Below are 21,252 nucleotides of genomic sequence, written 5' to 3'. Positions count from 1 at the left end.
CAGGCGAACCTCCTGACGGGTCAGCCTAGTGGTCACCTCGCCTACGATGACGCCATGACGATCGCCGAGCATGCGCGCCCCTTCCACGCCGACGGCGGGCCGGTGGGGGTCGTCTTGTGCCACGGGTTTACCGGGACGCCCACCTCGATGGTGGAGTGGGCCCGCCACCTGGCCGCCGCGGGATTCACCGTCGCCGTCCCCCGCCTGCCCGGGCATGGCACGACCTGGCAGGAACTCAGCGTGACGTCATGGCAGGACTGGTACGACTGCGTCGACGCCGAATACCAGGCGTTGGCGCAGCGGTGCTCGGTGGTCTTCGTCGCGGGCATCTCGATGGGCGGGTCTTTGGCGTTGCGCTTGGCCGAACAGCACCCTCAGACGGCGGGGCTGATGCTCATCAACCCAGCACTGGGCGCGGTGGATCCTCTGGCACGCCTCGCGCCGGTGCTGAAGTACGTCGTGCGCCGCGTCGACTCGATCGGCAACGACATTCACAAGCCGGGTGTCGATGAGGGCGGCTATGACGTCACCCCGACGGCCGCCGTGGCCGAGTTGTTGGCCTTGTGGGCCGACGTGCGCTCGTGCCTGGATCTCGTCACGTGCCCCATCATCGTGTTCCGGTCGACGGTCGACCATGTCGTCCCTGCCTCGTCGACGGAGATCGTGGTGCGCCAGGTCTCCAGCGATGACATCACCGAGATCATGCTGCCCAACAGCTACCACGTCGCGACGATGGACTACGACGCGGACACGATCTTCGCCGCGTCGACAGCCTTCATCGAGCGCGTCAGCGCTGACAGGATCCAGGCCTAGGCCACCTGCCACCTGCCACCTGCCACCTGCCACCTGCCACCTGCCGCCTGCCGCCTGCCGCCTGCCGCCTGCCGCCTGCCGCCTGCCGCCTGCCCAGGAGGGTGCCACCGCAGCGCGGGGCTGGACTCGCCCCCGCTCGTCAGGACGCCGTTGCGGGTCGCCTGTCCCTGCGGGGCGGGGTGTCTCACTGTGGGAGTGCCGCGCGCAACGCGTCGGTGAACTCCGCCTCGGAGGGGCGTCCGGGGGCCTGCCAATCGGCGAGCCACCGTTGCACCTGGGCACTTCCCCAGCGGTCTTGTGCCCCCGCGATGGCCCGCGCGGCCAGCGCATAGACCGGCAGGCCACCGGCGGCTAGGTCGGCGTCGGAGGGAAGGCCGACCCCCTCGGATGCGCGAGGCAGCAGGGCCGCATGGGCGGCTGCCAGATCCGGGAAGAGCTGTTCGGTGACCTGTTCAGCGAGCCCCTCGACCGCCCACCCAGGGGCAGCCCATTCCGGTGAGCGCGTGAGGGCGTGGACGGCCTCGTGCGTGAGGAGGTGGAGGCGTTCCTCCTGCGTGAGGCCGGGGCGGTCGGCGGGGCTGACGACGATGCGCGGCTCGTCGTCGGTGCCACGCAGCCGGACGTAGGCCCCGACGTCAATCGGTTCGCCAAAACCCACGAGGTCAGCGGGGAGTTCGAGGGTCAACGGGGCAGCCACTTCGCTCGGGGGGCGCCACACACTCCAATCCAGGGTTGTCAGACGTTCGGATGCATCCCGCGCCGTCCTGAGCCACACGGGGGCCATGGACGCCTGGGAGGCTGCGGCGATCAACCAGATCGGGTCGTCGTGGGAGACGTCGATGAGGTGGTCGAGCCACACCACCGGATGATCGCCCGGGCGTGACCCCAGCCACAGGATGCGGCCCTCGGGATCGACTGCGAGAGCCAGTGTCGCGCTGCCCCACCCCGTCTGCGCGCCTGCTTGGGTTCGGACGCGGAGGTGATCGGCGTCCGCCTCGGCCTGCCAGGCGGCCAGGTGGAGGGCGTTGCGCCCGATGACCGACCCGGCGGCCCGCCCCTGTGGTGCGAAGAGGGCGACAAACCGGTCGGCATCGTGATCGCGCACAGCGGCCGTCAGGTCGGTCGCCAACCGCTGGAGGAGGTCCGCATCGGGTGCGCGAGGGGTGGGAGAGGGCCACGCCTGGGGCGCGGTGTTCTGCGACCCCGGAAGCGCCGCACACCCCGCGAGGAGGCCCATGGCTGCCGTGACGGCTGCCCTGCGTCCGATCCGCGCTCCCACGCCGCCGACGCTACCGCGTGCCGCGCCGAGCAACGCCCAGGCACCGACACCCAGCGCAGTGTGCCGACGCCCGACGCACGGTTAGCGCGCCCCTGCCCCGCCCCACCCGTGCCGCGGGCGCCGCCTGCCACGTCGATCGGGGGCCGGCAGCAGGCCACCGCCGAGACCGCGGCGACGAAGCGGCCGACCTGACTCAGGCGCCACGGCGCCACCGCTGCGAACGTTCGGGAACGGCCCGCGCCACCAGACGCAACGGCGGCAGCAATCCCCCCTCGGCCATGACGCCGAGCGCGGCTCGCTCGTCGTCGGCCAAGGCGGCCATCTCAGGGGCCCCCTGCTCAGGGGCCCCCTGCTCAGGGGCCCCCTGCTCAGGCGCTCCCAGGAGCGCCGACACCACACAGTCGTCGCACGCGGGGCCTCGCGCCGCGCAGCCGACGCAATCGATGAGCATCGTGTTCATGGCCCCACCCTGACAGCGCCCGCCGACAAAACGCCGTCCTCGGCCCGAGTGGTGGCGGAGGACAGCGACCCTCGACTGAAGTGTCGGAGGCGACGCCTAGCGTGTCCGATCATGAACTCCGCCACGCTGCAACCCAGCTTCGAGGATCTGGGCCGGTCCCTGGCCACGACGCCGTTCGTGGTGGTCGATCTGGAGACGACGGGCGCGGGTCCTGAGGCGAGCATCACCGAGATCGGCGCCGTCCGGGTGTGCGGCGGGGCGGTCGAGGGCGAGTTCCAGACGCTGGTGAACCCTCACGGGCACATCCCGCCCCTGATCTCCGTGCTCACCGGCATCACCGATGCCATGGTGGCGGACGCCCCTCGCGTGGATCAGGTGATCCCTCCCTTTTTGGAGTTCGCGCGGGGGTCGGTGCTCGTGGCCCACAACGCGGGTTTCGACGTCGGTTTCCTCAAGCGTGCCTGCGCCGATCAGGACGTGCGCTGGCCGGGGTTCGGCGTCTTGGACACCGTCGCCCTGGCACGCGGCGTCCTGACCCGCGACGAGGTGCCCAATGTGAAGTTGGCGACCCTCGCGCGTCACTTCCACGTCGAGGAGTCCCCCAATCACCGTGCCCTCACCGACGCCCGTGCCACCGTGACGGTCCTGCATCGCCTGTTGGAACGCGTGGGAAACCTGGGCGTGACGACGGTGGAGGATCTTCTGGAGTTCACCCGGGGGGTCTCGCCGCAACGCCGGGCTAAACGCACCTGGGCCAAAGACGTGCCCAGTGGCCCGGGGGTCTACCAGTTCGTCGCCGATCTGCCCGATCGCGATGGTGAGATCCGTCGTCAGGTGCTCTATGTCGGCAAGAGCGTCAATGTCCGCTCTCGCGTGGGGAGTTACTTCACCGCAGCGGAGAAGCGTCCGCGCATGGAGGAGATGATCCGCATCGCGACGGGGGTCGAGGCGACGGCGTGCCGCACGCCGCTGGAGGCCGAAGTTTTGGAGTTGCGCCTCATCGCCGCGCACGCCCCGCGGTACAACCGTCGCTCCAAGTTTCCTGAGCGGCAGCAGTGGATCAAGCTGACCCAAGAGCCGTTCCCGCGTTTGTCGGTGGTACGCAAGGTCACCAACGACGGCGCCTGTTACTTCGGCCCCTTCTCGCGCCGCGCCGCAGCCGAAGACGCGATGGCCGCCATCTACGACGCCTTTCCGTTGCGTCAGTGCACGGCACGGCTGTCCGAGCGCACCCCTAGCAGCCGTTGCGCGCTGGGCGATCTGGGCAGTTGCGCCGCGCCCTGCGACGGCACTGTTGCTCGCGTCGATTACGCCCATCTCGTCGAGGCGGTGCGCAGCAGCCTGACCGTCGACGTCCGCGCTGTCGTGCGCGCCCCGGCGACCCGCCTGGCAGCACTCATGGCGCAAGAGCGGTTCGAAGAGGCCGAACGGCTCACCAGTCGTCTGCGCGGCTTCGTCCGGGCCTCCACACGAGCCCGCCGCGTCGGTGCGTTGGCTCAGTGTGCCGAACTGGTGGCCGTCCGCCGCAGCGTGGGCGGCTGGGAGGCCCACGTCATCCGCTACGGGCGCCTCGCTGCGGCGGCGTGGGTCCGTCCGGGAGACAGTGTGGTCACAGCGGCACGCGAGGCCACCGCCGTGGCCGAACAGGTCACCGCGCCCGTGGCGGGGTTGCCTGCCGCGACGATCGAAGAGACCGAACGCATCGCGTCGTGGCTCGAGTCACCAGGCATCCGGCTGATCGACGTGGACGGCGAGTGGGGGTGGCCTCTCCACGGCTCGATCGCCGAGGACGACCTACCGCGGTTCGTCCTCGGCGGCTGAGCGCGCGCTACTTCACGGCCCCGGCTGTCAGTCCGCCGATGAGACGGCGCTCAATGAAGGCGAACAAGATAATCACCGGAACCACGGCGACCATCGCGGTCGTGAACAGGTACTGCCAGTCACGCACGTAGAGCCCCAGGAAGCGCGGCATGGCCACCGTCAACGGCTGCAACGCGGGGTCCTGGACCAGGATGAACGCGGCCGCGTACTCATTCCACGTGTTGACGAACACGAACACGATCGCCGTCACGATGCCGGGCCACACCAGCGGCAGTGAGATCCGAAACAGTGTCTGGAGACGTCCGGCGCCATCGATCAGGGCGGCTTCGTCCACCTCTTTCGGTACGGACGCGAAGAAAGCCTGCATGATCCAAATCGCGAAGGAGAGGTTGAACGCCGCGTTGATGAGGATCAACGCCACCCAGACCAGGGGTCCGCGCCACGAACTGAACTCTTGATAGAGGCCCACGGCCAGCACCGTCGGCTGGAGCATCTGGGTGATCAGCACGAGGAACAAGAAGGCAAGGCGTCCCGGGAACCGGAACCGTGCGATGTAGTAGGCGGCGGGCGTGGCGACCAGCAAGACGAGCAGCGTGGCCCCCAGCGCGATGACGGTCGTGGCCAGTAGTGCGCCCCCGGGCGCGACGTTCGACGCCCAGACGGTCAGGTAGTTGTCCCATTGGGGCGAGGCGGGCAGGTAGTCCGGGGGGATCTTGGCAATGTCTTCGCGCGACTTGAGCGAACTGATCAGCATCAAGGCGTAGGGAAACGCGAAGAACACGACGATGACCAGGCTTCCCAGCGCGATCCCGATCGGGTTCGGCGGCTGGTCGATGCCGCCGCGGCGGCGTGTGGCGGCCATGGGTCAGACCTCCTTCGTGGGCTGGACGGCGGCGAGGTAGATCGCGATCACGACGAGGCAGAAGGCGAAGTTCACCAGGGAGAGCGCACTCGCCACCCCGGGGCCCAATTGCGCCTTGTATTCGAAGATGAGCGTTGTCGTGGTGTGCCCTGTGTTGTATCCGGGGGTCTCGTTGAGGATCTTGAGGATCGGCAGGGAGTTGAACACGTTGATGATGTTGATCAGGGTCGCGACGAGCAGTGCGGGACGCAGCATCGGCAACACGATGCGCGTGTACCGCTGGAAGCGATTGGCCCCGTCCATGTGGGCGGCCTCCAAGATGTCCTCGGGGACGGCCTGCAGCCCGGCGAGGATCGTGTAGGTCGTGAAGGGCAGGGAGACGTAGATGGCGACGAAGACGGCCACCCAGAAGGCCGAGGTGGGGTTCTTGGTGAACCCGTAGGCCGCCTCGAGGATCCCTGTGTCGACCAGAAGCCGGTTGAAGAGCCCCACGTCGGTTTGGAGACCGTAGTTGAAGACGGTCGCGGTCATGACCACGGAACTGGCCCACGGCAGGATGATGACCAGACGCAGCAGTTTGCGCCCGCGGAACTTTTGGTTGAGGAACTGTGCCAACAGCAACGACAAGGCCACGGTGATCGCCACCACGACGACGACCCAGACCACCGTGTTGATCAGGATCTGCGGGATGGGGACGGTGGGGAAGGTCAGGGCCCCGGCTGGTCCAACGAAGTTGTCCCAGCCTGCCGGCCCTCGCTCGACGCCGTAGGCGTTGTACTTCCGGGTGGCGGTCCACCCCATCAAGACGGCGGGGTAGAGCACGACGCCGACGATGAGGATCAGTGTGGGCACCAGCCAGGGCAGTGCCGCACGAACCTCGTGGGCGCGTCCGCGACGGCGGGGTGCGGTCATGGGTGTCTCCTCTTCTCCAGGGATGCGGGAAGCAGGGATGCGGGAAGGCTGTGCGTCCGGCGAGCGGGAGGGAACGGGGAGCCGTCGGTGCCTGCGCGTGACGACGACTCCCCACCTCCTTCGAACGCGGAGGGCTCAGCCTTGTGCGTCCACCTGCGCCTGGATCTTGGCCAGCACGTTCTCGGGTGTGTCCGAGGTGATGGTGCCTGCCGTGCCTTGGAGCGCCTTTTGGAGGGCGTCCCACTTCGGGTCGCCGACGGGGAGGAACTTCACGTAGGACAGTGCGTCATAGAACGCCGCGTTGTCGGTGTCGCTGGCCTTGCCCTTGGCGATCATCGACGTGGTGACAGGCAGCAGCCCCGTGCCCGCGTACCAGGTTTGATACATGGAGTCGGAGTACATGAGGTCGAGGAACTGCTTGGTGGCTTCCTTGCGGTTGGCGTCCCCGTTGTTGAACGCGAGGATGAAGTCGGTCACGCCGAAGGCGACAGGGTCACCGTTCTTGGACGGGATGGGCGCGACCGCGAACTTCGTCTGGGGGAACTTGGCGCGGGTCTCCTTCAGCAGGCCCGAGTGGCTCAGCATCATGCCCAGCTTGCCGTTGTTGAACAGATCGGCCGCCTGCTGCCGGTTCGTCGCGCCAGCATTCGGCTGGGTCACGCCGGCATCGACGAGCTTCTTCATCTCGGTGAACGCCTCAACCGCGGCGGGTTGGTTCGCGACCAGCTTGTTGCCTTGCACCCAGTCGCCGCCCGCGCCCCACAGCCACAGGGACGATTCCACTTGGGCTTCTTCCTTGCCGAGGGGAAGACCGTAGCCGTGGATGTCGCCGCCGAGCGCCGTGATCTTCTGCGCGTCAGCCGCGAGTTCGCTCCAGGTGGTGGGTGCCTTGGCGATGCCTGCCTGGGCGAACAGGTCGGTGTTGTAGGCCAGCATTCGGCTGGAGGCGATGTCGGGGGCGGCCCATTGCTTCCCATCGGTCCCCATGCCGTTCTTGAGCAGGGCCGGCTCGATGGAGGCAAGGGTGTTGGCGCTCATCACTTCGTTAACCGGGTAGAGCAGTCCGGCCTCTGCGGCGCCGGCAAAGGCGTTGTCGTTGAGGATGTCGGGGTAGTCCTTGGCCTGGATGCGGGCCTGCACCTTGGAGCTGAAGTCGTCCCAGCCTTCGATCTGCAGTTCGACGGTGACGTTGGGCTGCTTGGTCTTGAACTCGGTGATGATCTTCTGCCAGTCGCTCTTGGAGGACTCAGAGTAGGAAGGGGCGAGGATCTTGATGGTGGTGGCGGAGAGGGTGCCGTCGGCTCCCGTGGAAGCGGTCGGCGCCGCGCCGCCGGAACAGCCGGTCAACGCGAGGGCGACGACGGTCGCCACCGCAAGGCCGGTCGTGGCAAATCGTGCCATGTGAGGTGCCTTTCTCATCCGTGAGCCTGATGTCAGCCTCGTCGTTGAGGGGTGACGATGCGGCCACACCGCATTAGGTCAGACTCTTTTCAAAAGAACCTAACCCCACCGTGCCGCGATGTCGAGAGGCTGGTGTTACCGAACGGTTGCAGTTTCTTCACGACACCGGACGCCTCAGGGCCCGCACGTGACGGCGCCCGAGGCGCGTGGCTCCTCGCTAGGGTGAACCCATGAACACCGCGATCGTCTTCATCTCTACGGCCGTCGATCAGGTCAGCGAAGTTGCTGATCGCGTCGCCACGATGCCGGAGGTCACTGAGGTCTACTCCGTGACCGGGGCCATGGATCTCATCGCGATCGTGCGCACGCGCGAGATCGACCGCATCGCTGACGTGGTGACCGGGGGCATCAACAAGGTTCCGGGCGTGACGGGCACGACGACGCACCTGGCGTTCCGCGCCTACTCCAGTCATGACCTGGAGGCCGCCTTCTCCCTGGGAGAGTAAGGCTCCCTGAGAGAGTAAGGCCCCAGCCCCCCGGGCAAAGCAGGGCCTCACGCGCGGTGAGCGTGCGCTGGCACCCACCGCGCCCTTGCGCCCCCAGGGGGTGCCCAGCGACAGTCCCATCCGGCCAAGATTGCGCACGCACTGTGCGCAGCGGTTCGACACATGACGAGGGGGCGACGGCCATGGCCGTCGCCCCCTCTCAGCGTCTCGCGCCCCCTGGGCACTCGACCAGGTCAGGCCTGGTCGATCTCCACCGACTCGATGACCACCGGATCGATCGGCCGGTCGCCGCGCCCGGTGCGGACCTTGGCGATCGCGTCGACCACGTCGCGACCAGCCTGATCGGCCACCTCGCCGAAGATGGTGTGCCGGAAGTTGAGGTGCGGCGTCGGGCTCACCGTGATGAAGAACTGCGACCCGTTGGTGCCGGGGCCCGCGTTCGCCATGGCCAGCAGGTAGGGGCGGTTGAAGGAGAGGTCGGCGTGGAACTCGTCACCGAACTGGTAACCGGGACCACCGGTGCCGGTACCGAGCGGATCCCCACCCTGGATCATGAAGCCGTCGATGATCCGGTGGAAGATGACGCCGTCGTAGAACTTGCCCGTCGTCGTCTGACCGGTCTCGGCGTCGCGGTACTCCTTGGTGCCGTCAGCGAGCCCCACGAAGTTGGCGACCGTCTTGGGAGCCTGCTCGTCGAAGAGGTTGAGCGTGATGTCACCGTGGTTGGTGTGGAGCGTTGCCTTCTTGGCCACGTCGGTTCCTTTCATGCGTGGGCCCGCCATGCGGGCATTCTCCCCCACGTTACCCAAGGCCACCTAGGACCATGGCGCACCAACACCCCGATGTGTCCCTGGGAATGCGCACCTGCCCCTGTGCCGCGGCCACAGGATTAGGTACCGTGGCTGGCACGCGATCACGCGAACCCAATCGATCAGGAGGAAAGACCGTGAGGAAACGGAAGAACCTCGAAAGCGTCGTCGGTGACACCACCCACGCCGCTCAAGACCTCGGCAAGGACGCCCTCGCTCAGGCGGGCGTGTACTTGCAGCAGGCGCAGGAGTACCTGACCCCCCTGGCCAAGGACGCCAAGAAGAAGGGTGCCAAGTTCGCCGCCGATGCCGTAGACGCCGTGCAGCCCAAGCTGGACGAGGCACTCAACCGCGTCTCTCCCGCCATCGACGAGGCCTACGCGCGCCTCGTCCCCGCCGTCGATACGGCGCGCGACAAGGTGCAAAACAACTTCATTCCCGCGGTGAGCGAGTTGCTGCACAACGCTGCTGACGACCTCGCCAAGGTGGAGATCCCCGCTCTGGTCGAACCGGTCAAGAAGAAGTCCGGGTGGAAGACCTTCGGCAAGGTCGTCTTGGCGGGCGGCCTCTTGGTCGGCGTCGTCATCGCGCTGCGCAAGTTCTTTGCCCCCAGCGACTCCGGTTGGTACGCCCACGAGCCGAGCAAGCCCTACGTCCCGACCTCGACGCAGAACCTCGTCGACGACCTGGCCAAGAAGTCCAGTGCCACCGCTGATGCGGCGTCCGAGTGGATCGATGAGGCGGGCGACAAGGCCGCCGCCGCTAAGGACAAGCTCGCCGACGCCGCCGCGAAGGCAGGCGAGAAGCTCGAGGACGCGAAGGCGGACGCGAGCGATGCCGCCTCGGACGCGAAGGAGGCCCTCAAGAAGGGCGCCGCGACGGTCAAGGAGAAGGTCGCCGACGCTGCGGCAGACGCCAAGAAGGCCGCGGAGGATGATGCTGCCCCTTTCGTGGATAGCCCTTACGGGGAGGGTTCCTTCGTCGGAACCGAACCGCCGGAGGGCTTCCGCATCAAGGGCAACGAACGGTCGATGAAGTTCCATGTCCCCGGCAACGGGGGCTATGAGCGCACCATCGCCGACGTGTGGTTCGCCGACGAGGCCGCGGCTCAAGCTGCGGGCTTCACGAAGGCGCAGCGCTAGTCACCGATGCCACGCAGGGGAGCAACCCGTTGGGGTTGCGCCCCTGCGTGCGTCCGGAGGGCAGCACACGACACCATCGGCGAATCCGATCTCACAATCGGCGTCTGCGAAAGGCCTTCTTGGGTGACAGGTCAACCCAAGGAGCCGCCATGCCCGCCGCTGCACCCTCATCACTGCCTTCCTTCGACCAGGGACGCTGGGTCGACGCAGCCCCCTTCCGCGCCCACCTTCGCTATCTTTGTTCCTCGACGGGGTTGCCGTGGCAGGTGGTCGCCCTCCATGCGGGCCTCACCCTGCGTCACGCCGACGTTCTCCTGCACGGACGCCGTGGCCGTCCCCTCCGCCGCCTACCCCGGCCCGCAGCTCAGTTGCTGTGGCAGGTCGATGTCGCTGGTCTGCGCGCACTACAGCGCACGACGCAACCCTCAGAACCCACCTCAAGCCGCCTCTCGGCTGCTCTGGCCCGCGGCATGACACCGCGGCACCTGTGCCGCGTCATGCGGTGGTCACCTGCACGCCTCACGGCGGTGCTTGGTGGCGAGGCGAGGCGGGTTTCGGCAGTCGATGCCTTGCGTGCCCGGGCCCTCACCGAAGCCTTGGACAGGATCAGCGAGGATCCGCCCGTTGTGGTGGCGTGTGCGGCCTAGGCTCTCCCCGTGCCCTCCCCGCTCCCCTTCCTCGCCTTCCTCGACGTAGGTCCCGTGCTGGCCTGGGGCGTCTTGGTCACGGCGATCGCCGCGGTAGGAATGCTGCTGGTGTCCCCACGCGTGCTGGGTTGGCTGCCCGAGCCGCACGACGACCCCGAGGCCCCTCACTACGCGTCCCTGGCAACGCCTCCGTTCGTCATCGTCGTTGCGGCCCTATCCGGGGTGGCCACCGGGCTCGCCGTGTCGCGCACAGCGCCTCAGCTATGGCTGGCTTGGTCTGCCTTAACGACCGCCAACGTGCTTGCGTGTGCCATCGACGCCCGCACGACGTGGCTGCCTGCCCGCCTGTCTCACGCAGGCTGGTTCGTCGCTCTGGCAGGAACCCTGCTCGCTTGTGGGGTCGACGGTTCCTGGTGGCCGCTGGCCGCCGCGGCCGCAGGCGCAGTCGTGGTGGGGGGCTTCTTCCACCTGGTGTGGCGGTTCACCGGACAACTCGGCTACGGAGATGTCCGGCTCGCCGCGACGATCGGCGCCGTCACGGCGCTCTCGTCAGCGTCCATGGTGGCGTGGGCGCTGCTGACCGGGACGCTGCTGGGGGCTGTGACGGGCATCGTGGAACGCGCCCGCGGACGCCGCGGCGGTTTTCCCTATGGTCCGGGGTTGCTCGCCGGCGCGTTTGTCGCCTTGTTGCTGCCGTGTGCCTAGCGCAGCGGACAGCCCCACCAGATCGTGCAGGTTCGCGAACGCCTGGGCGGGGCCGCCGTCAGCGCGCCAGACGCCGGGTGGCGTCAACCCAGCGCTGCAGCAGCGCCGTGGCCGAACCGTCATCCAAGGCCTGTGACGCCCGGGCAATGCGGTCACGGAACTGATCGGCCAAGGGTGCGTCCAGGTCAGGCCCATCGAAAGCGAGCAACGCCGCGGCGGCATTCACCGTGACGATGTCGCGCACCGCGCCCGGTTTGCCCGCAAACGTGTCGCGTGCCACCTGCGCGTTGACGGCAGGATCGCCACCGATCAGGTCATCTCGGGTCGCCCGCGGGATACCCAGATCGGCCGGGTCCAGCGTGGTTTCCACCACGCGCCCGTCGGCGACGACCCAGACCCGGCTCTGGGTAGTGGTCGTCAGTTCGTCCAGCCCGTCGCCGCCGTGGAAGACGAGGCCGCGCTGACCGCGTCCGGCCACCACGTCGGCCACGACACCGGCCATTACCGGGTCGGCGACGCCAATCGCCTGCGCATTGGGCCGGGCAGGGTTCGCCAAAGGCCCCAGGAAGTTGAAGACCGTCCGGATCCCCAGTTCCCGCCGAGGAGCCGCAGCGTTACGCAGGGAGGGATGGTAGTGCGAGGCGAACAAGAACACGATGCCGACGTCCTCGAACACCTGCGCCTGGGAGGCCGGGTCCAGATCGAGCACGACACCGAGGGCCTCCAGGCAATCGGCTGTCCCTGAAGCGGAGGATGCGGCGCGGTTTCCGTGTTTCACCACGCGCGCCCCGGCAGCCGCGGCCGTGACCGCCGCCATCGTCGAGATGTTGACCGTGTTCGCACGGTCACCGCCGGTCCCGACGATGTCGACTGCTTCTGCGGTCGGCAAGGTGATGGAACGGGCGTTGGCGAGCATGCCGCTCACCAAGCCGGTGAGTTCACCGGGGGTCACGCCTTTAGCCTGCAAGGCCACCATGAATCCGGCGATCTGGGCGGGAGTAGCCGCGCCCACGAGGATCTCGTTCATCGCCCAGGCCGCAGCCTCGGGATCAAGGTCGTTCCCGGTGACCAGGCCGGTCAGGACGTCGGGCCAACTCCGGCTCACGAGACGCGCGCCTGCTCCCCCAGCCGGGCGCGCAGCACGTCAGCGACCGAGGCAGGAAGCCGGATCGGGTCAATCGGGTAGGGCACGACCGCGTCGGCGCGCGACCACGTCGCCAGCCACGCGTCGGCGACGCGCTCGACCAGCAGCAGGAACGGCGGGCAGTTGGCCACCTCGTCCTTGGCCTGACGGCACAAGCCCATCCCGCCAAGCGGCACGGCCTCACCGTCGGCGATCACCAGATCGATGCCGCCTTCGTCCAGAACCTTGATGGCCGCCTGGTGCGTCGCGCACTCCACGGTGGAGAGTTCCGGAACATCCGCAGCGACGCGCCGACCCAGGGCCACCTTCACCTGATCACGAGTGTGACGGTCGTCGGAGTAGATCAGGATCGTCGCCTTGGCGGCGGGTGCCTCTTCGCTCATCGTGTCCTCACTTCTTCCACGGGCAACGCTGGCCATGCTATCGCTCACAGTCCACGACGGCGCACTCCGGCGTCCGGATCCGGCCCAAGACGACGAGCGCCGCCACCCCCTTCGAGGCGGGTGCAGAACAGAGAGAGAAGCGCCGCCCAGGTAACGAACACTCATCTTTTGTCGCCTACGCCCCATCCGAAGGTGACCCCAACCCAGTTCAACGGTAATAATGGCGCCCGTGGCGAATACAGCGAATACGAGCGCGGTCCCGGTCGTTCCTCACGGCGCCCTTCACCCGGTGGCGCCCACACGTCTGAACGGCGTCAAGGGCCGTCCTGACATGTTGGCCGTCGGGACGGTGATCTGGCTCGCCAGCGAGCTCATGTTCTTCGCCGCGCTCTTCGCCGCCTACTTCAATCTGCGCAACGTCACCACCGCCATGGCTGCCCCCGGAGAGCAGACGATGTGGCAGTGGGGCAGCGCCCACTTCCTGCAGAACCTGTTTGGCATCGAGGCGCCCTGGTTCTCGCTGATCAACACCACGATCCTGGTTCTCTCCTCGATCACCTGCCAGATCGGCGTCCATCGCGCCGAGCGCGGTTTCGTGTCGCGAACCGGTGGCCTGCTCAACGTCGCGAAGTGGGGCATGCGCGAGTGGTACACCCTGACTTTCGTCATGGGCGCGGTCTTCCTCGGCGGGCAGGCCTACGAGTATTCGACCCTCGTCTCCGAAGGCTTCCTGCCCAACACGAACGCCTACACCTCGGCCTTCTTCCTGGCGACCGGCTTCCACGGGCTACACGTCCTGGGCGGCCTCATCCTGTTCATCTTCATGCTGGGCCGCACCTACGTCGCACGCACGTTCACCCACGAACAACGGGTCAGTGCGATCGTGGCCTCCTACTACTGGCACTTCGTCGACATCGTGTGGATCATCCTCTTCGCGGTGATCTACATCATCCGCTAACCGTCCGTCCCCACCTCGAAAGGCGCACACACCATGCGATCGGGTCATCCCAGAAGGCGGCGCACGGCGGCGCGACCCCTCTCCCTCATCTTGGCGCTCGTCCTCCTCGGCTCCCTGTATGCGGCGCTGGTCCCCTCGGGTCAGGTCGCGGCTGACAGCGGCACCTCGGCCCAGGTGGCAGAAGGCAAGGCACTGTTCCAAGTGACGTGTTCTTCCTGCCACGGGCTCAACGGTGAGGGCACCTCGCAGGGGCCCTCCCTGGTCGGCGTCGGCGCCGCATCCGTCGATTTTCAGATGAGCACTGGCCGTATGCCGATGGCTCGTCCGGGCGAGCAAGCCCCCCGCAAGGTGAACACCTACACGGCTGAGGAGATCGGCAAGATCTCCGCCTACGTCGCCTCGCTGGGCCCCGGCCCCGCCATCCCCCACTCGTCTCAGTACGACTACTCCAAGCTGAGCGACGAGGAAATCGCCCGCGGTGGTGAACTCTTCCGCACCAACTGCTCCGCCTGCCACCAGGCGGGCGCCAACGGTGGCGCATTGCCCAACGGCAAGTTCGCCCCGCCGCTTCACGGTGTCGAGCCCCTGCACATCTACGAGGCCGTCCGTACCGGCCCCCAGCAGATGCCCGTGTTCGCCGCCGGAGCCATCCCGGACGAGGACATCGCCGCCATCATCGGGTACCTGAAGGGCCTGGAGCAGGAGCCGTCCGCTGGCTTCACGCTCGGCGGGCTCGGCCCGGTCACGGAAGGCCTGTTCGGCTGGATCATCGGCATCGGCGGTCTGTGCCTGTTCGCCGTCTGGATCACTTCACGAGGAGCGCGAGCGAAATGACGCACGATCAGTCCACGCTGACCCCCCGCGAGCAGGGCGAGTCCGACCTGCCCGTCTCGGACCCGGGCATTGAGCCTCACGTCGAGCGCTACACCGATTCCGATCCCCGCCTGAGCCAGCGCACCTATCACCAGGTGGTGGCGCTCTTCGCCGCGGTACCGGTTTTGGCGATCGCCTTTGTCGTCATCTATTTCGCCGTGCCCCACACCGCCACGGCGGAGTTGCTCGGTCAGCGCTGGTCCATCCAGCCGACCCTGCTCGGATTGACCGCCGGGCTCGGCGTCCTCCTCATCGGGATCGGTGCGATCCACTGGGCTCGCCAGCTGATGAACGACACCGAGATCTCCGAAGAGCGTCACCCGGTGGCCTCGACCGCCAGCGAAAAGGCCGAATTCGTTGCCGCCGTTAACGCGGGAGCCTCCGACGCTGGCATCAAGCGTCGCGGCATGCTGCTGGGTTCCCTGGGAGGTGCGATCGGCATCATGGCCGTGCCCGCCTTGGTGACGCTGGCCGACCTCGGCCCCTGGCCCACGGCGGCAACCCGCAAGGAGACCCTGGAGCACACTCTGTGGGCTGATGGGGTTCGCGTCGTGAACGACACCAACTGGATCCCCTTGAAGGCCGCAGACATCGAGATCGGTCAGTTGGTCAACGCTGAACCGGAGAACCTGCGCGACTTGCATGGCACCGAGTACCAGAACATGAAGGCCAAGACGGCCCTCATCGTGGTGCGCATGGATCCGAACTCGATCAAGGTCCCCGAGTCGCGCCGAGATTGGCAGGTCGGCGGCATCCTGGCCTACAGCAAGATCTGCACCCACGTCGGCTGCCCGATCTCGTTGTGGGAGCAGCAGACGCACCACCTGCTGTGCCCGTGCCACCAAAGCACCTTCGACCTCGGTGATTCCGGCGTCGTGGTGTTCGGTCCTGCCGCACGTTCGCTGCCCCAGTTGCCGTTGAAGGTCGACGCGCAGGGCTACCTTGTCGCGCAGAGCGACTTCACGGTTCCGGTGGGTCCGAGCTTCTTTGAGCGCGACTCCCGAAACGACTACAAGAAGGGTGATCGATAATGGCGAGGCCCGCTGCGATTTCTCCCGAGGCGCCGCTCCTTGACACCCAGTCCCCCGCCGAGGAGGGCGCCGTCACCACGGTGGGAGGCCCCCTCGGCTGGCTCGACGAGCGCCTCGGCGTCGCCAAGATCGGCAAGGCCGCGCTGCGCAAGGTCTTCCCTGACCACTGGTCCTTCTTGCTGGGCGAGATCGCCCTGTACTCCTTCATCGTCCTGTTGTTGACCGGCATCTTCCTCACCATCTGGTTCAAGCCGTCGATGGCTGAGATCGAATACGACGGCAGCTACCAGTTGCTGCGCGGGCTGCAGATGTCGCAGGCCTTCGAGTCGACGCTTCACCTCAGTTTCGATGTGCGCGGCGGCCTGCTGGTCCGCCAGATTCACCACTGGGCTGCCATCTTGTTCATGGCTGCGATGACGGTCCACATGCTGCGCATCTTCTTCACTGGCGCCTACCGCAAGCCCCGCGAGTTGAACTGGCTCATCGGCGTCGTGCTGTTGTCGCTGTCGATGATCGCCGGCATGACCGGCTATTCACTTCCCGACGACCTGCTGTCCGGTACGGGCTTGCGCTTCACCGAAGGTGCGATCTTGTCCGTCCCGGTCGTCGGAACGTGGGTGCAGTTCTTCGTCTTCGCGGGCGAATACCCGGGGGATGCGATCATCGCCCGGTTCTACATGGCGCACATCTTGTTGATCCCCGCGATCTTGCTGGCGCTGATCGGGGCCCACATGGCGCTGCTGGTGTACCACAAGCACACGCAGTTCCCTGGCCCTGGGCGTACCGAGAAGAACGTCGTCGGGTACCCGATGTTCCCCGTGTACATGGCCAAGGCGGGCGGCTTCTTCTTCATCGTCTTCGGCGTCTTGATCTTGATGGGCGCCACCATGTCCATCAACCAGGTGTGGCTGTACGGGCCCTACAACCCGGCTCAGGTCACCGCAGGCTCCCAGCCCGACTGGTACATGGGTTGGGTTGAGGGTGCCGTCCGCATCATGCCGGGCCTGGAGTCGCACTGGGGCCCCACGACGTGGTCGTGGAATATCTTCTTGCCGTTCGCGGTCCTCATGGGCATCTTCTACACGTCGCTGGCCCTGTGGCCCTTCGTCGAGTCGTGGATCACCGGCGACAAGCGCGAACACCACCTGCTGGATCGCCCGCGCAACGCTCCGACCCGCACGGGCCTGGGCGTCGCAGGGATGACCTTCTACGGGCTTTTGTGGGCCGGTGGTGGCAACGACATCATCGCGACGCACTTCCACCTGTCGCTGAACGCTGTGACGTGGTTCCTGCGCTTCGCGGTGTTCCTGGGCCCCATCGTCGCGTTCATCATCACCAAGCGGATCTGCCTGTCGTTGCAGCGCGCCGACCGCGAGCGGGTCCTGCACGGCTCGGAGTCCGGAACGATCGTCCAAAGCCCGGACGGTGGCTTCTCCGAACCGCACGCCCCCCTCTCCCACGATGAGGCGTACACGCTCACGCAGCACACGCATCACACGCCTTTGGAGGAGACTGCCGACGTCGATGAGCATGGTGTCAGGATCAAGAACCCTGATGCGGTGAGCGGGTTCCGAGCCCGTCTGTCTCACTGGTACTCCGGCGACGACATCGCGATCCCTACGAAGGCGGAGATCGCCGATGCTGCTCACCACGGAGCATCGGACGAGAACAGCCTTGAGGGTTCATCAGAGGATCCGGCACAACTGCACTCCTGAGGACGCCAGGAAGGGCGGTGACCATTCTGGGTCACCGCCCTTCCTGCACCCACTAGGCTGTGCGCCGTGCGTTTCACCACCGGTAAACCCGATCACGATCTGACCTACGACGACGTCTTCATGTCGCCTACTCGGTCGTCAGTCCGCTCGCGGATGGAGGTCGATCTCACCTCGACCGACGCCCTGGAACTCCCCACCCCCTTGATCGTGGCCAACATGACCGCCATCTCCGGGCGGCGGATGGCAGAGACGGTCGCCCGCCGTGGCGCCGTGTCCATCATCCCGCAGGACCTCTCCCCCTCCGCGGCCACGGACGCGATCGCCCGCGTGAAGAGCGCGCATACCGTCTTCGACACGCCGATCAAGGTGACGCCCGACATGATCGTCGCGGACGCCCTCCCCCTCATTCCCAAGCGGGCTCATGGGGTTGCCGTCGTCTTGGACGACGGGGTTCCGGTGGGTCTGCTGTCGGATGCGGACACTGCTGGTATGGATCGGTTCGTCCCCATCCACGAACTGATGACCACCGATCTCACGCTCGTTCCCGCAACGATCTCCCCGCAGGAGGCGTTCGACCTACTGACCGAGCAGCGACGCAAGATCGCCATTGCCACCGATGCGGACGGGCGGCTCGTCGGGGTGCTGACCCTGAAGGGCGCCCTGCGTTCGGCGCTCTACTCCCCCGCCCTCGACGCTCAGGGACGCCTACGGATCGGGGCCGCCGTTGGCATCTCCGGCTCAACCCAACAGCGGGCTGTGGCCCTCCTCGAAGCGGGTGCGGACGTCCTCGTCATGGACACCGCTCACGGACACCAGGACCGGATGCTGGAGACGCTGCGCCTGGTACGAACAGTCCGAGACGAGCACGCGGCACGCACCGGCATGCGGGTACCTCTGGTGGGCGGCAACATCGTCACGGCCGAAGGTACGAACGACCTCATTGAGGCGGGAGCTGACATCGTCAAGGTCGGGGTCGGGCCGGGTGCGATGTGCACCACGCGCATGCAGACCGGGGTCGGCCGCCCCCAGTTCTCGGCTGTCCTCGATTGCGCTGCGGCAGCCGCAGACTTGGGCAAGGCCATCTGGGCCGATGGCGGGGTCCGTCACCCGCGCGACGTGGCCCTCGCCCTCGCCGCGGGAGCCGGTGCCGTCATGGTGGGGTCGTGGTTTGCTGGAACGCACGAGTCCACCTCCCCCTTGATGCGTGATGCCGAGGGGCGGGCGTACAAGGAGTCCTTCGGGATGGCCTCTGCCCGCGCGGTGCGCGCTCGCACGAAAGAGCAGAGCTTCTTCGACCGTGCGCGAGCGTCTCTGTTCGAGGAGGGCATCTCGTCGTCGCGTATGTACCTCGACCCGGCTCGCCCCGGGGTGGAAGACCTGATGGACTTCATCACGTCTGGGGTTCGCTCCTCCTGCACCTACGCGGGCGCCCGCACCCTGACCGACTTCCATGCCCGTGCCACCGTAGGGGTCCAGTCCCGCTCCGGCTACGAAGAGGGACGCCCACTGCACGTGAGCTGGTGAGACCCCGCAGGGGCGAGCCACGCAGGTCTGGGTGAGGCCCACAGGTCTGTAACGCCCTGCTCACAGCCCTGCGTGTGTCCGCCTCAAGGTCGATACAGAGCAGACGGCCCCGGACCCTTCGTGAGGGTTCCGGGGCCGTCTGCGAGGCGCTCAGTGCTTGTAGTCGCCGGTGTAGAACTCGTACGCCCAGCCGCAGGCACCCCAGATGCCCAAAGCGACACCCACGAGGCTGAGCCACCACCCATAGACGACGCCCAGCAGGATCACCGTGATGGCCAGTGCAGACCAGAAGGGGACGATGCTGCTGGGGGGAAAGAAGCCGAGCGCGCCAGCGTTCTCGACGATCTCGCCGTCCTTGCGATCCTCGGGACGCATCCCGACCGTGCGGCCCGTGATGACCAGCAGGCCCCAGATCATGAGGCAGAACAGCAAGGTCAGCGCGAACACGGTCGTCCCGATAACCTCGAAGTGACCCATCTGCCATGTCACGTAGGCATACGAGGGGGTCACCACCGCGAAGAAGATGATGAGGAACAAGAAGATCTTGGATTCGGTCTTCATCGGTCAGTGTCCTCCTCGAGCGCAGGCTTGGCCTCGGACGTCGCCACGGAGCCGCGCCCGGAGATCTCCGGATAGTGGAGATCGAAGGCGGGAGCCTCGCTACGGATTCGCGGCAGCGACGTGAAGTTGTGGCGTGGCGGCGGGCACGAGGTCGCCCATTCCAGCGAGCGCCCCCAGCCCCAGGGATCATCCACGGTGATCCGCGGCGCGGACTTGTGGCTCTTGTAGACGTTCCAGATGAACGGCAGCATCGAGACGCCTAAGAGGAACGCGCCGACCGTCGACACCTGGTTCAGGAAGGTAAAACCTTCCTGGGGCAGGTAGTCCGCGATACGCCGCTGCATCCCCTCAACACCCAACCAGTGCTGCACAAGGAACGTCATGTGGAAGCCGAGGAAGATCAGCCAGAAGTGCAGGACGGCGAGCTTCTCGTCCAGCTTGTAGCCGTACCACTTTGGCCACCAGAAGTAGAAGCCCGCAAACATCGAGAACACCACCGTGCCGAAGAGCACGTAGTGGAAGTGCGCGACCACGAAGTAAGTGTCAGACACCTGGAAGTCCAGGGGCGGAGAGGCGAGGATGACGCCGGTGAGGCCGCCGAACAGGAACGTGGTGAGGAAGCCGATGGCAAACAGCATCGGGCTTTCCATGCGGATGGATCCATTCCACATGGTGCCGATCCAGTTGAAGAATTTCACACCGGTCGGCACGGCGATCATGAAGGTCATGAACGAGAAGAACGGCAGGTTCACCGCGCCGGTGACGAACATGTGGTGGGCCCACACCGAAATCGACAGCGCGCCGATCGACAAGGTGGCCGCGACCAGGCCGATGTAACCAAACACCGGCTTACGGCTGAAGACGGGGATGACCTCGGTCACGATGCCGAAGAACGGCAGGGCAAGCACGTAGACCTCGGGGTGACCGAAGAACCAGAACAAGTGCTGCCACAAGATGGCACCACCGGTCGCTGCGTCGAGAATGTGCGTGCCCAGCACGCGATCGCTCAGCAGCACGAGCAGGCCTGCTGCCAGAACCGGGAAGACCACCAGGATCAGGATCGAGGTGACCAGGATGTTCCAGGTGAACATCGACATGCGGAACATGGTCATGCCCGGTGCGCGCATCGTCACGATCGTCGTGATGAAGTTCACCGCGCCCAGGATCGAGCTGAGCCCCAGCATGTAGAGACCGACCAGCCACAGGTTGCCGCCAGCACCAGGGCTGTTGATGGCATCCGAGAGCGGGACGTAGGCGAACCAGCCAAACGACGCGGCCCCATCCGGGCTCAGGAAGCCAGCGCACGCGACCAGCGACCCAAACAGGTACAGCCAGTAGCTGAACATGTTCAAGCGCGGGAAAGCCACGTCGGGCGCCCCGATATGCAGCGGAGTGATCGCGTTGGCGAATGCGGCGAACATCGGCGTCGCGAACATCAGCAGCATGATCGTGCCGTGCATCGTGAAGAACTGGTTGAAGGTCTCGTAGCTGAGGTACTGCAGACCGGGGAAGGCCAACTCGGCGCGAATTGCCAGCGCCAGCAGGCCGCCGAAGGCGAAGAAGGCCAATGCAGTCCACAGGTACAGCTTGGCGATGACCTTGTGATCGGTGCTGGTCATCCATGACCAGGCGAGAGCTCCCTTACCGAGCCGGCGCGACGGTTGTGCGACCGTGACACCCGACTCCACCCGTGCGGCGGTGGTCAT

At 66.6% G+C, this 21,252-nt stretch carries 20 protein-coding genes and 1 pseudogene; 11 read left to right on the top strand and 10 right to left on the bottom strand.

What is annotated here, in order from left to right; all coding sequences use genetic code 11:
- Positions 1 to 54: 54 nt before the first annotated feature.
- Positions 55 to 813, top strand: coding sequence for an alpha/beta hydrolase (locus C1706_RS07225; protein ID WP_129458562.1), 759 nt, complete (start codon positions 55 to 57; stop codon positions 811 to 813).
- A gap of 184 nt (positions 814 to 997) precedes the next feature.
- On the opposite strand, the gene C1706_RS07215 is transcribed toward C1706_RS07225, so the two are convergent.
- Together C1706_RS07215 and C1706_RS07210 are read right to left on the bottom strand one after the other, a co-directional pair.
- A complete protein-coding gene (locus C1706_RS07215) occupies positions 998 to 2,092 on the bottom strand; it encodes a hypothetical protein (protein WP_129458561.1) in 1,095 nt (364 codons plus the stop codon).
- Between the two features lie 193 nt (positions 2,093 to 2,285).
- The gene (locus C1706_RS07210) at positions 2,286 to 2,552 is read right to left on the bottom strand and encodes a hypothetical protein (protein ID WP_348981029.1); all 267 of its coding nucleotides are present in this window, start codon (positions 2,550 to 2,552) and stop codon (positions 2,286 to 2,288) included.
- A 111-nt stretch (positions 2,553 to 2,663) separates the two neighbouring features.
- Between C1706_RS07210 and C1706_RS07205 the strand changes: the two are divergent.
- Positions 2,664 to 4,494: pseudogene (locus tag C1706_RS07205) on the top strand (DEDD exonuclease domain-containing protein); the annotation flags it as partial.
- Here the strand turns inward: C1706_RS07205 and C1706_RS14335 are convergent.
- The 3 genes from C1706_RS14335 to C1706_RS07195 form a co-directional block, all read right to left on the bottom strand.
- Positions 4,381 to 5,127, bottom strand: a complete 747-nt coding sequence (locus C1706_RS14335) for a carbohydrate ABC transporter permease (RefSeq protein ID WP_348981030.1) — start codon at positions 5,125 to 5,127, stop codon at positions 4,381 to 4,383. The pseudogene C1706_RS07205 and the gene C1706_RS14335 overlap by 114 nt on opposite strands.
- Positions 5,128 to 5,238: 111 nt before the next feature.
- The gene (locus tag C1706_RS07200; RefSeq protein WP_129458560.1) at positions 5,239 to 6,147 is read right to left on the bottom strand and encodes a carbohydrate ABC transporter permease; all 909 of its coding nucleotides are present in this window, start codon (positions 6,145 to 6,147) and stop codon (positions 5,239 to 5,241) included.
- Between the two features lie 135 nt (positions 6,148 to 6,282).
- Positions 6,283 to 7,548, bottom strand: coding sequence for an extracellular solute-binding protein (locus tag C1706_RS07195; RefSeq protein ID WP_164987472.1), 1,266 nt, complete (start codon positions 7,546 to 7,548; stop codon positions 6,283 to 6,285).
- Between the two features lie 230 nt (positions 7,549 to 7,778).
- On the opposite strand from C1706_RS07195, the gene C1706_RS07190 reads away from it, so the two are divergent.
- On the top strand, positions 7,779 to 8,054 hold the full coding sequence (locus C1706_RS07190; RefSeq protein WP_129458558.1) for an Lrp/AsnC family transcriptional regulator: 276 nt from the start codon (positions 7,779 to 7,781) through the stop codon (positions 8,052 to 8,054).
- A 233-nt stretch (positions 8,055 to 8,287) separates the two neighbouring features.
- Here C1706_RS07190 and C1706_RS07185 read toward each other — a convergent pair whose 3' ends face one another.
- The gene (locus tag C1706_RS07185) at positions 8,288 to 8,806 is read right to left on the bottom strand and encodes a peptidylprolyl isomerase (RefSeq protein ID WP_129458557.1); all 519 of its coding nucleotides are present in this window, start codon (positions 8,804 to 8,806) and stop codon (positions 8,288 to 8,290) included.
- Between the two features lie 194 nt (positions 8,807 to 9,000).
- On the opposite strand from C1706_RS07185, the gene C1706_RS07180 reads away from it, so the two are divergent.
- From C1706_RS07180 to C1706_RS07170, 3 genes are all read left to right on the top strand, one after another.
- Positions 9,001 to 10,005 carry a sunset domain-containing protein gene (locus tag C1706_RS07180; protein WP_129458556.1) on the top strand — a complete coding sequence of 335 codons (1,005 nt, stop codon included), beginning with the start codon at positions 9,001 to 9,003 and terminating at the stop codon, positions 10,003 to 10,005.
- A 149-nt stretch (positions 10,006 to 10,154) separates the two neighbouring features.
- On the top strand, positions 10,155 to 10,652 hold the full coding sequence (locus C1706_RS07175; RefSeq protein WP_129458555.1) for a hypothetical protein: 498 nt from the start codon (positions 10,155 to 10,157) through the stop codon (positions 10,650 to 10,652).
- Between the two features lie 9 nt (positions 10,653 to 10,661).
- Positions 10,662 to 11,357 carry a prepilin peptidase gene (locus C1706_RS07170; protein WP_129458554.1) on the top strand — a complete coding sequence of 232 codons (696 nt, stop codon included), beginning with the start codon at positions 10,662 to 10,664 and terminating at the stop codon, positions 11,355 to 11,357.
- 58 nt (positions 11,358 to 11,415) lie between these two features.
- Here C1706_RS07170 and trpD read toward each other — a convergent pair whose 3' ends face one another.
- The gene (gene trpD, locus C1706_RS07165) at positions 11,416 to 12,462 is read right to left on the bottom strand and encodes an anthranilate phosphoribosyltransferase (protein ID WP_129458553.1); all 1,047 of its coding nucleotides are present in this window, start codon (positions 12,460 to 12,462) and stop codon (positions 11,416 to 11,418) included.
- On the bottom strand, positions 12,459 to 12,884 hold the full coding sequence (locus tag C1706_RS07160; protein WP_129458552.1) for a DNA-binding transcriptional response regulator: 426 nt from the start codon (positions 12,882 to 12,884) through the stop codon (positions 12,459 to 12,461). The genes trpD and C1706_RS07160 overlap by 4 nt, the downstream gene beginning before the upstream one ends.
- Positions 12,885 to 13,113: 229 nt before the next feature.
- Here C1706_RS07160 and ctaE point away from each other — a divergent pair, with 229 nt between their 5' ends.
- From ctaE to C1706_RS07135, 5 genes are all read left to right on the top strand, one after another.
- Entirely contained in the window at positions 13,114 to 13,842 is a 729-nt protein-coding gene (gene ctaE / locus C1706_RS07155) for an aa3-type cytochrome oxidase subunit III (protein ID WP_431830692.1), read from the top strand.
- Between the two features lie 33 nt (positions 13,843 to 13,875).
- Positions 13,876 to 14,676: a cytochrome bc1 complex diheme cytochrome c subunit gene (qcrC, locus tag C1706_RS07150; protein WP_129458551.1), complete on the top strand. Its 801-nt coding sequence runs from the start codon at positions 13,876 to 13,878 to the stop codon at positions 14,674 to 14,676.
- Positions 14,673 to 15,746, top strand: a complete 1,074-nt coding sequence (gene qcrA / locus C1706_RS07145) for a cytochrome bc1 complex Rieske iron-sulfur subunit (RefSeq protein ID WP_129458550.1) — start codon at positions 14,673 to 14,675, stop codon at positions 15,744 to 15,746. Before qcrC ends, qcrA begins: the two co-directional genes overlap by 4 nt.
- On the top strand, positions 15,746 to 17,461 hold the full coding sequence (gene qcrB / locus C1706_RS07140) for a cytochrome bc1 complex cytochrome b subunit (RefSeq protein ID WP_129458549.1): 1,716 nt from the start codon (positions 15,746 to 15,748) through the stop codon (positions 17,459 to 17,461). The genes qcrA and qcrB overlap by 1 nt, the downstream gene beginning before the upstream one ends.
- Before the next feature lie 66 nt (positions 17,462 to 17,527).
- Positions 17,528 to 18,985, top strand: a complete 1,458-nt coding sequence (locus C1706_RS07135) for a GuaB1 family IMP dehydrogenase-related protein (protein WP_129458548.1) — start codon at positions 17,528 to 17,530, stop codon at positions 18,983 to 18,985.
- A 150-nt stretch (positions 18,986 to 19,135) separates the two neighbouring features.
- Here the strand turns inward: C1706_RS07135 and ctaF are convergent, their stop codons facing one another.
- Together ctaF and ctaD are read right to left on the bottom strand one after the other, a co-directional pair.
- On the bottom strand, positions 19,136 to 19,546 hold the full coding sequence (gene ctaF, locus C1706_RS07130) for a cytochrome c oxidase subunit 4 (RefSeq protein ID WP_129458547.1): 411 nt from the start codon (positions 19,544 to 19,546) through the stop codon (positions 19,136 to 19,138).
- A complete protein-coding gene (gene ctaD / locus C1706_RS07125) occupies positions 19,543 to 21,252 on the bottom strand; it encodes an aa3-type cytochrome oxidase subunit I (RefSeq protein WP_129458546.1) in 1,710 nt (569 codons plus the stop codon). Before ctaD ends, ctaF begins: the two co-directional genes overlap by 4 nt.

The sequence above is a fragment of the Propioniciclava flava genome (assembly GCF_004126535.1).
GTDB classification, from domain to species: domain Bacteria; phylum Actinomycetota; class Actinomycetes; order Propionibacteriales; family Propionibacteriaceae; genus Propioniciclava; species Propioniciclava flava.
Note: the sequence above shows the minus strand (reverse complement) of the source record. Positions and strands in the feature narration are given on the sequence as shown.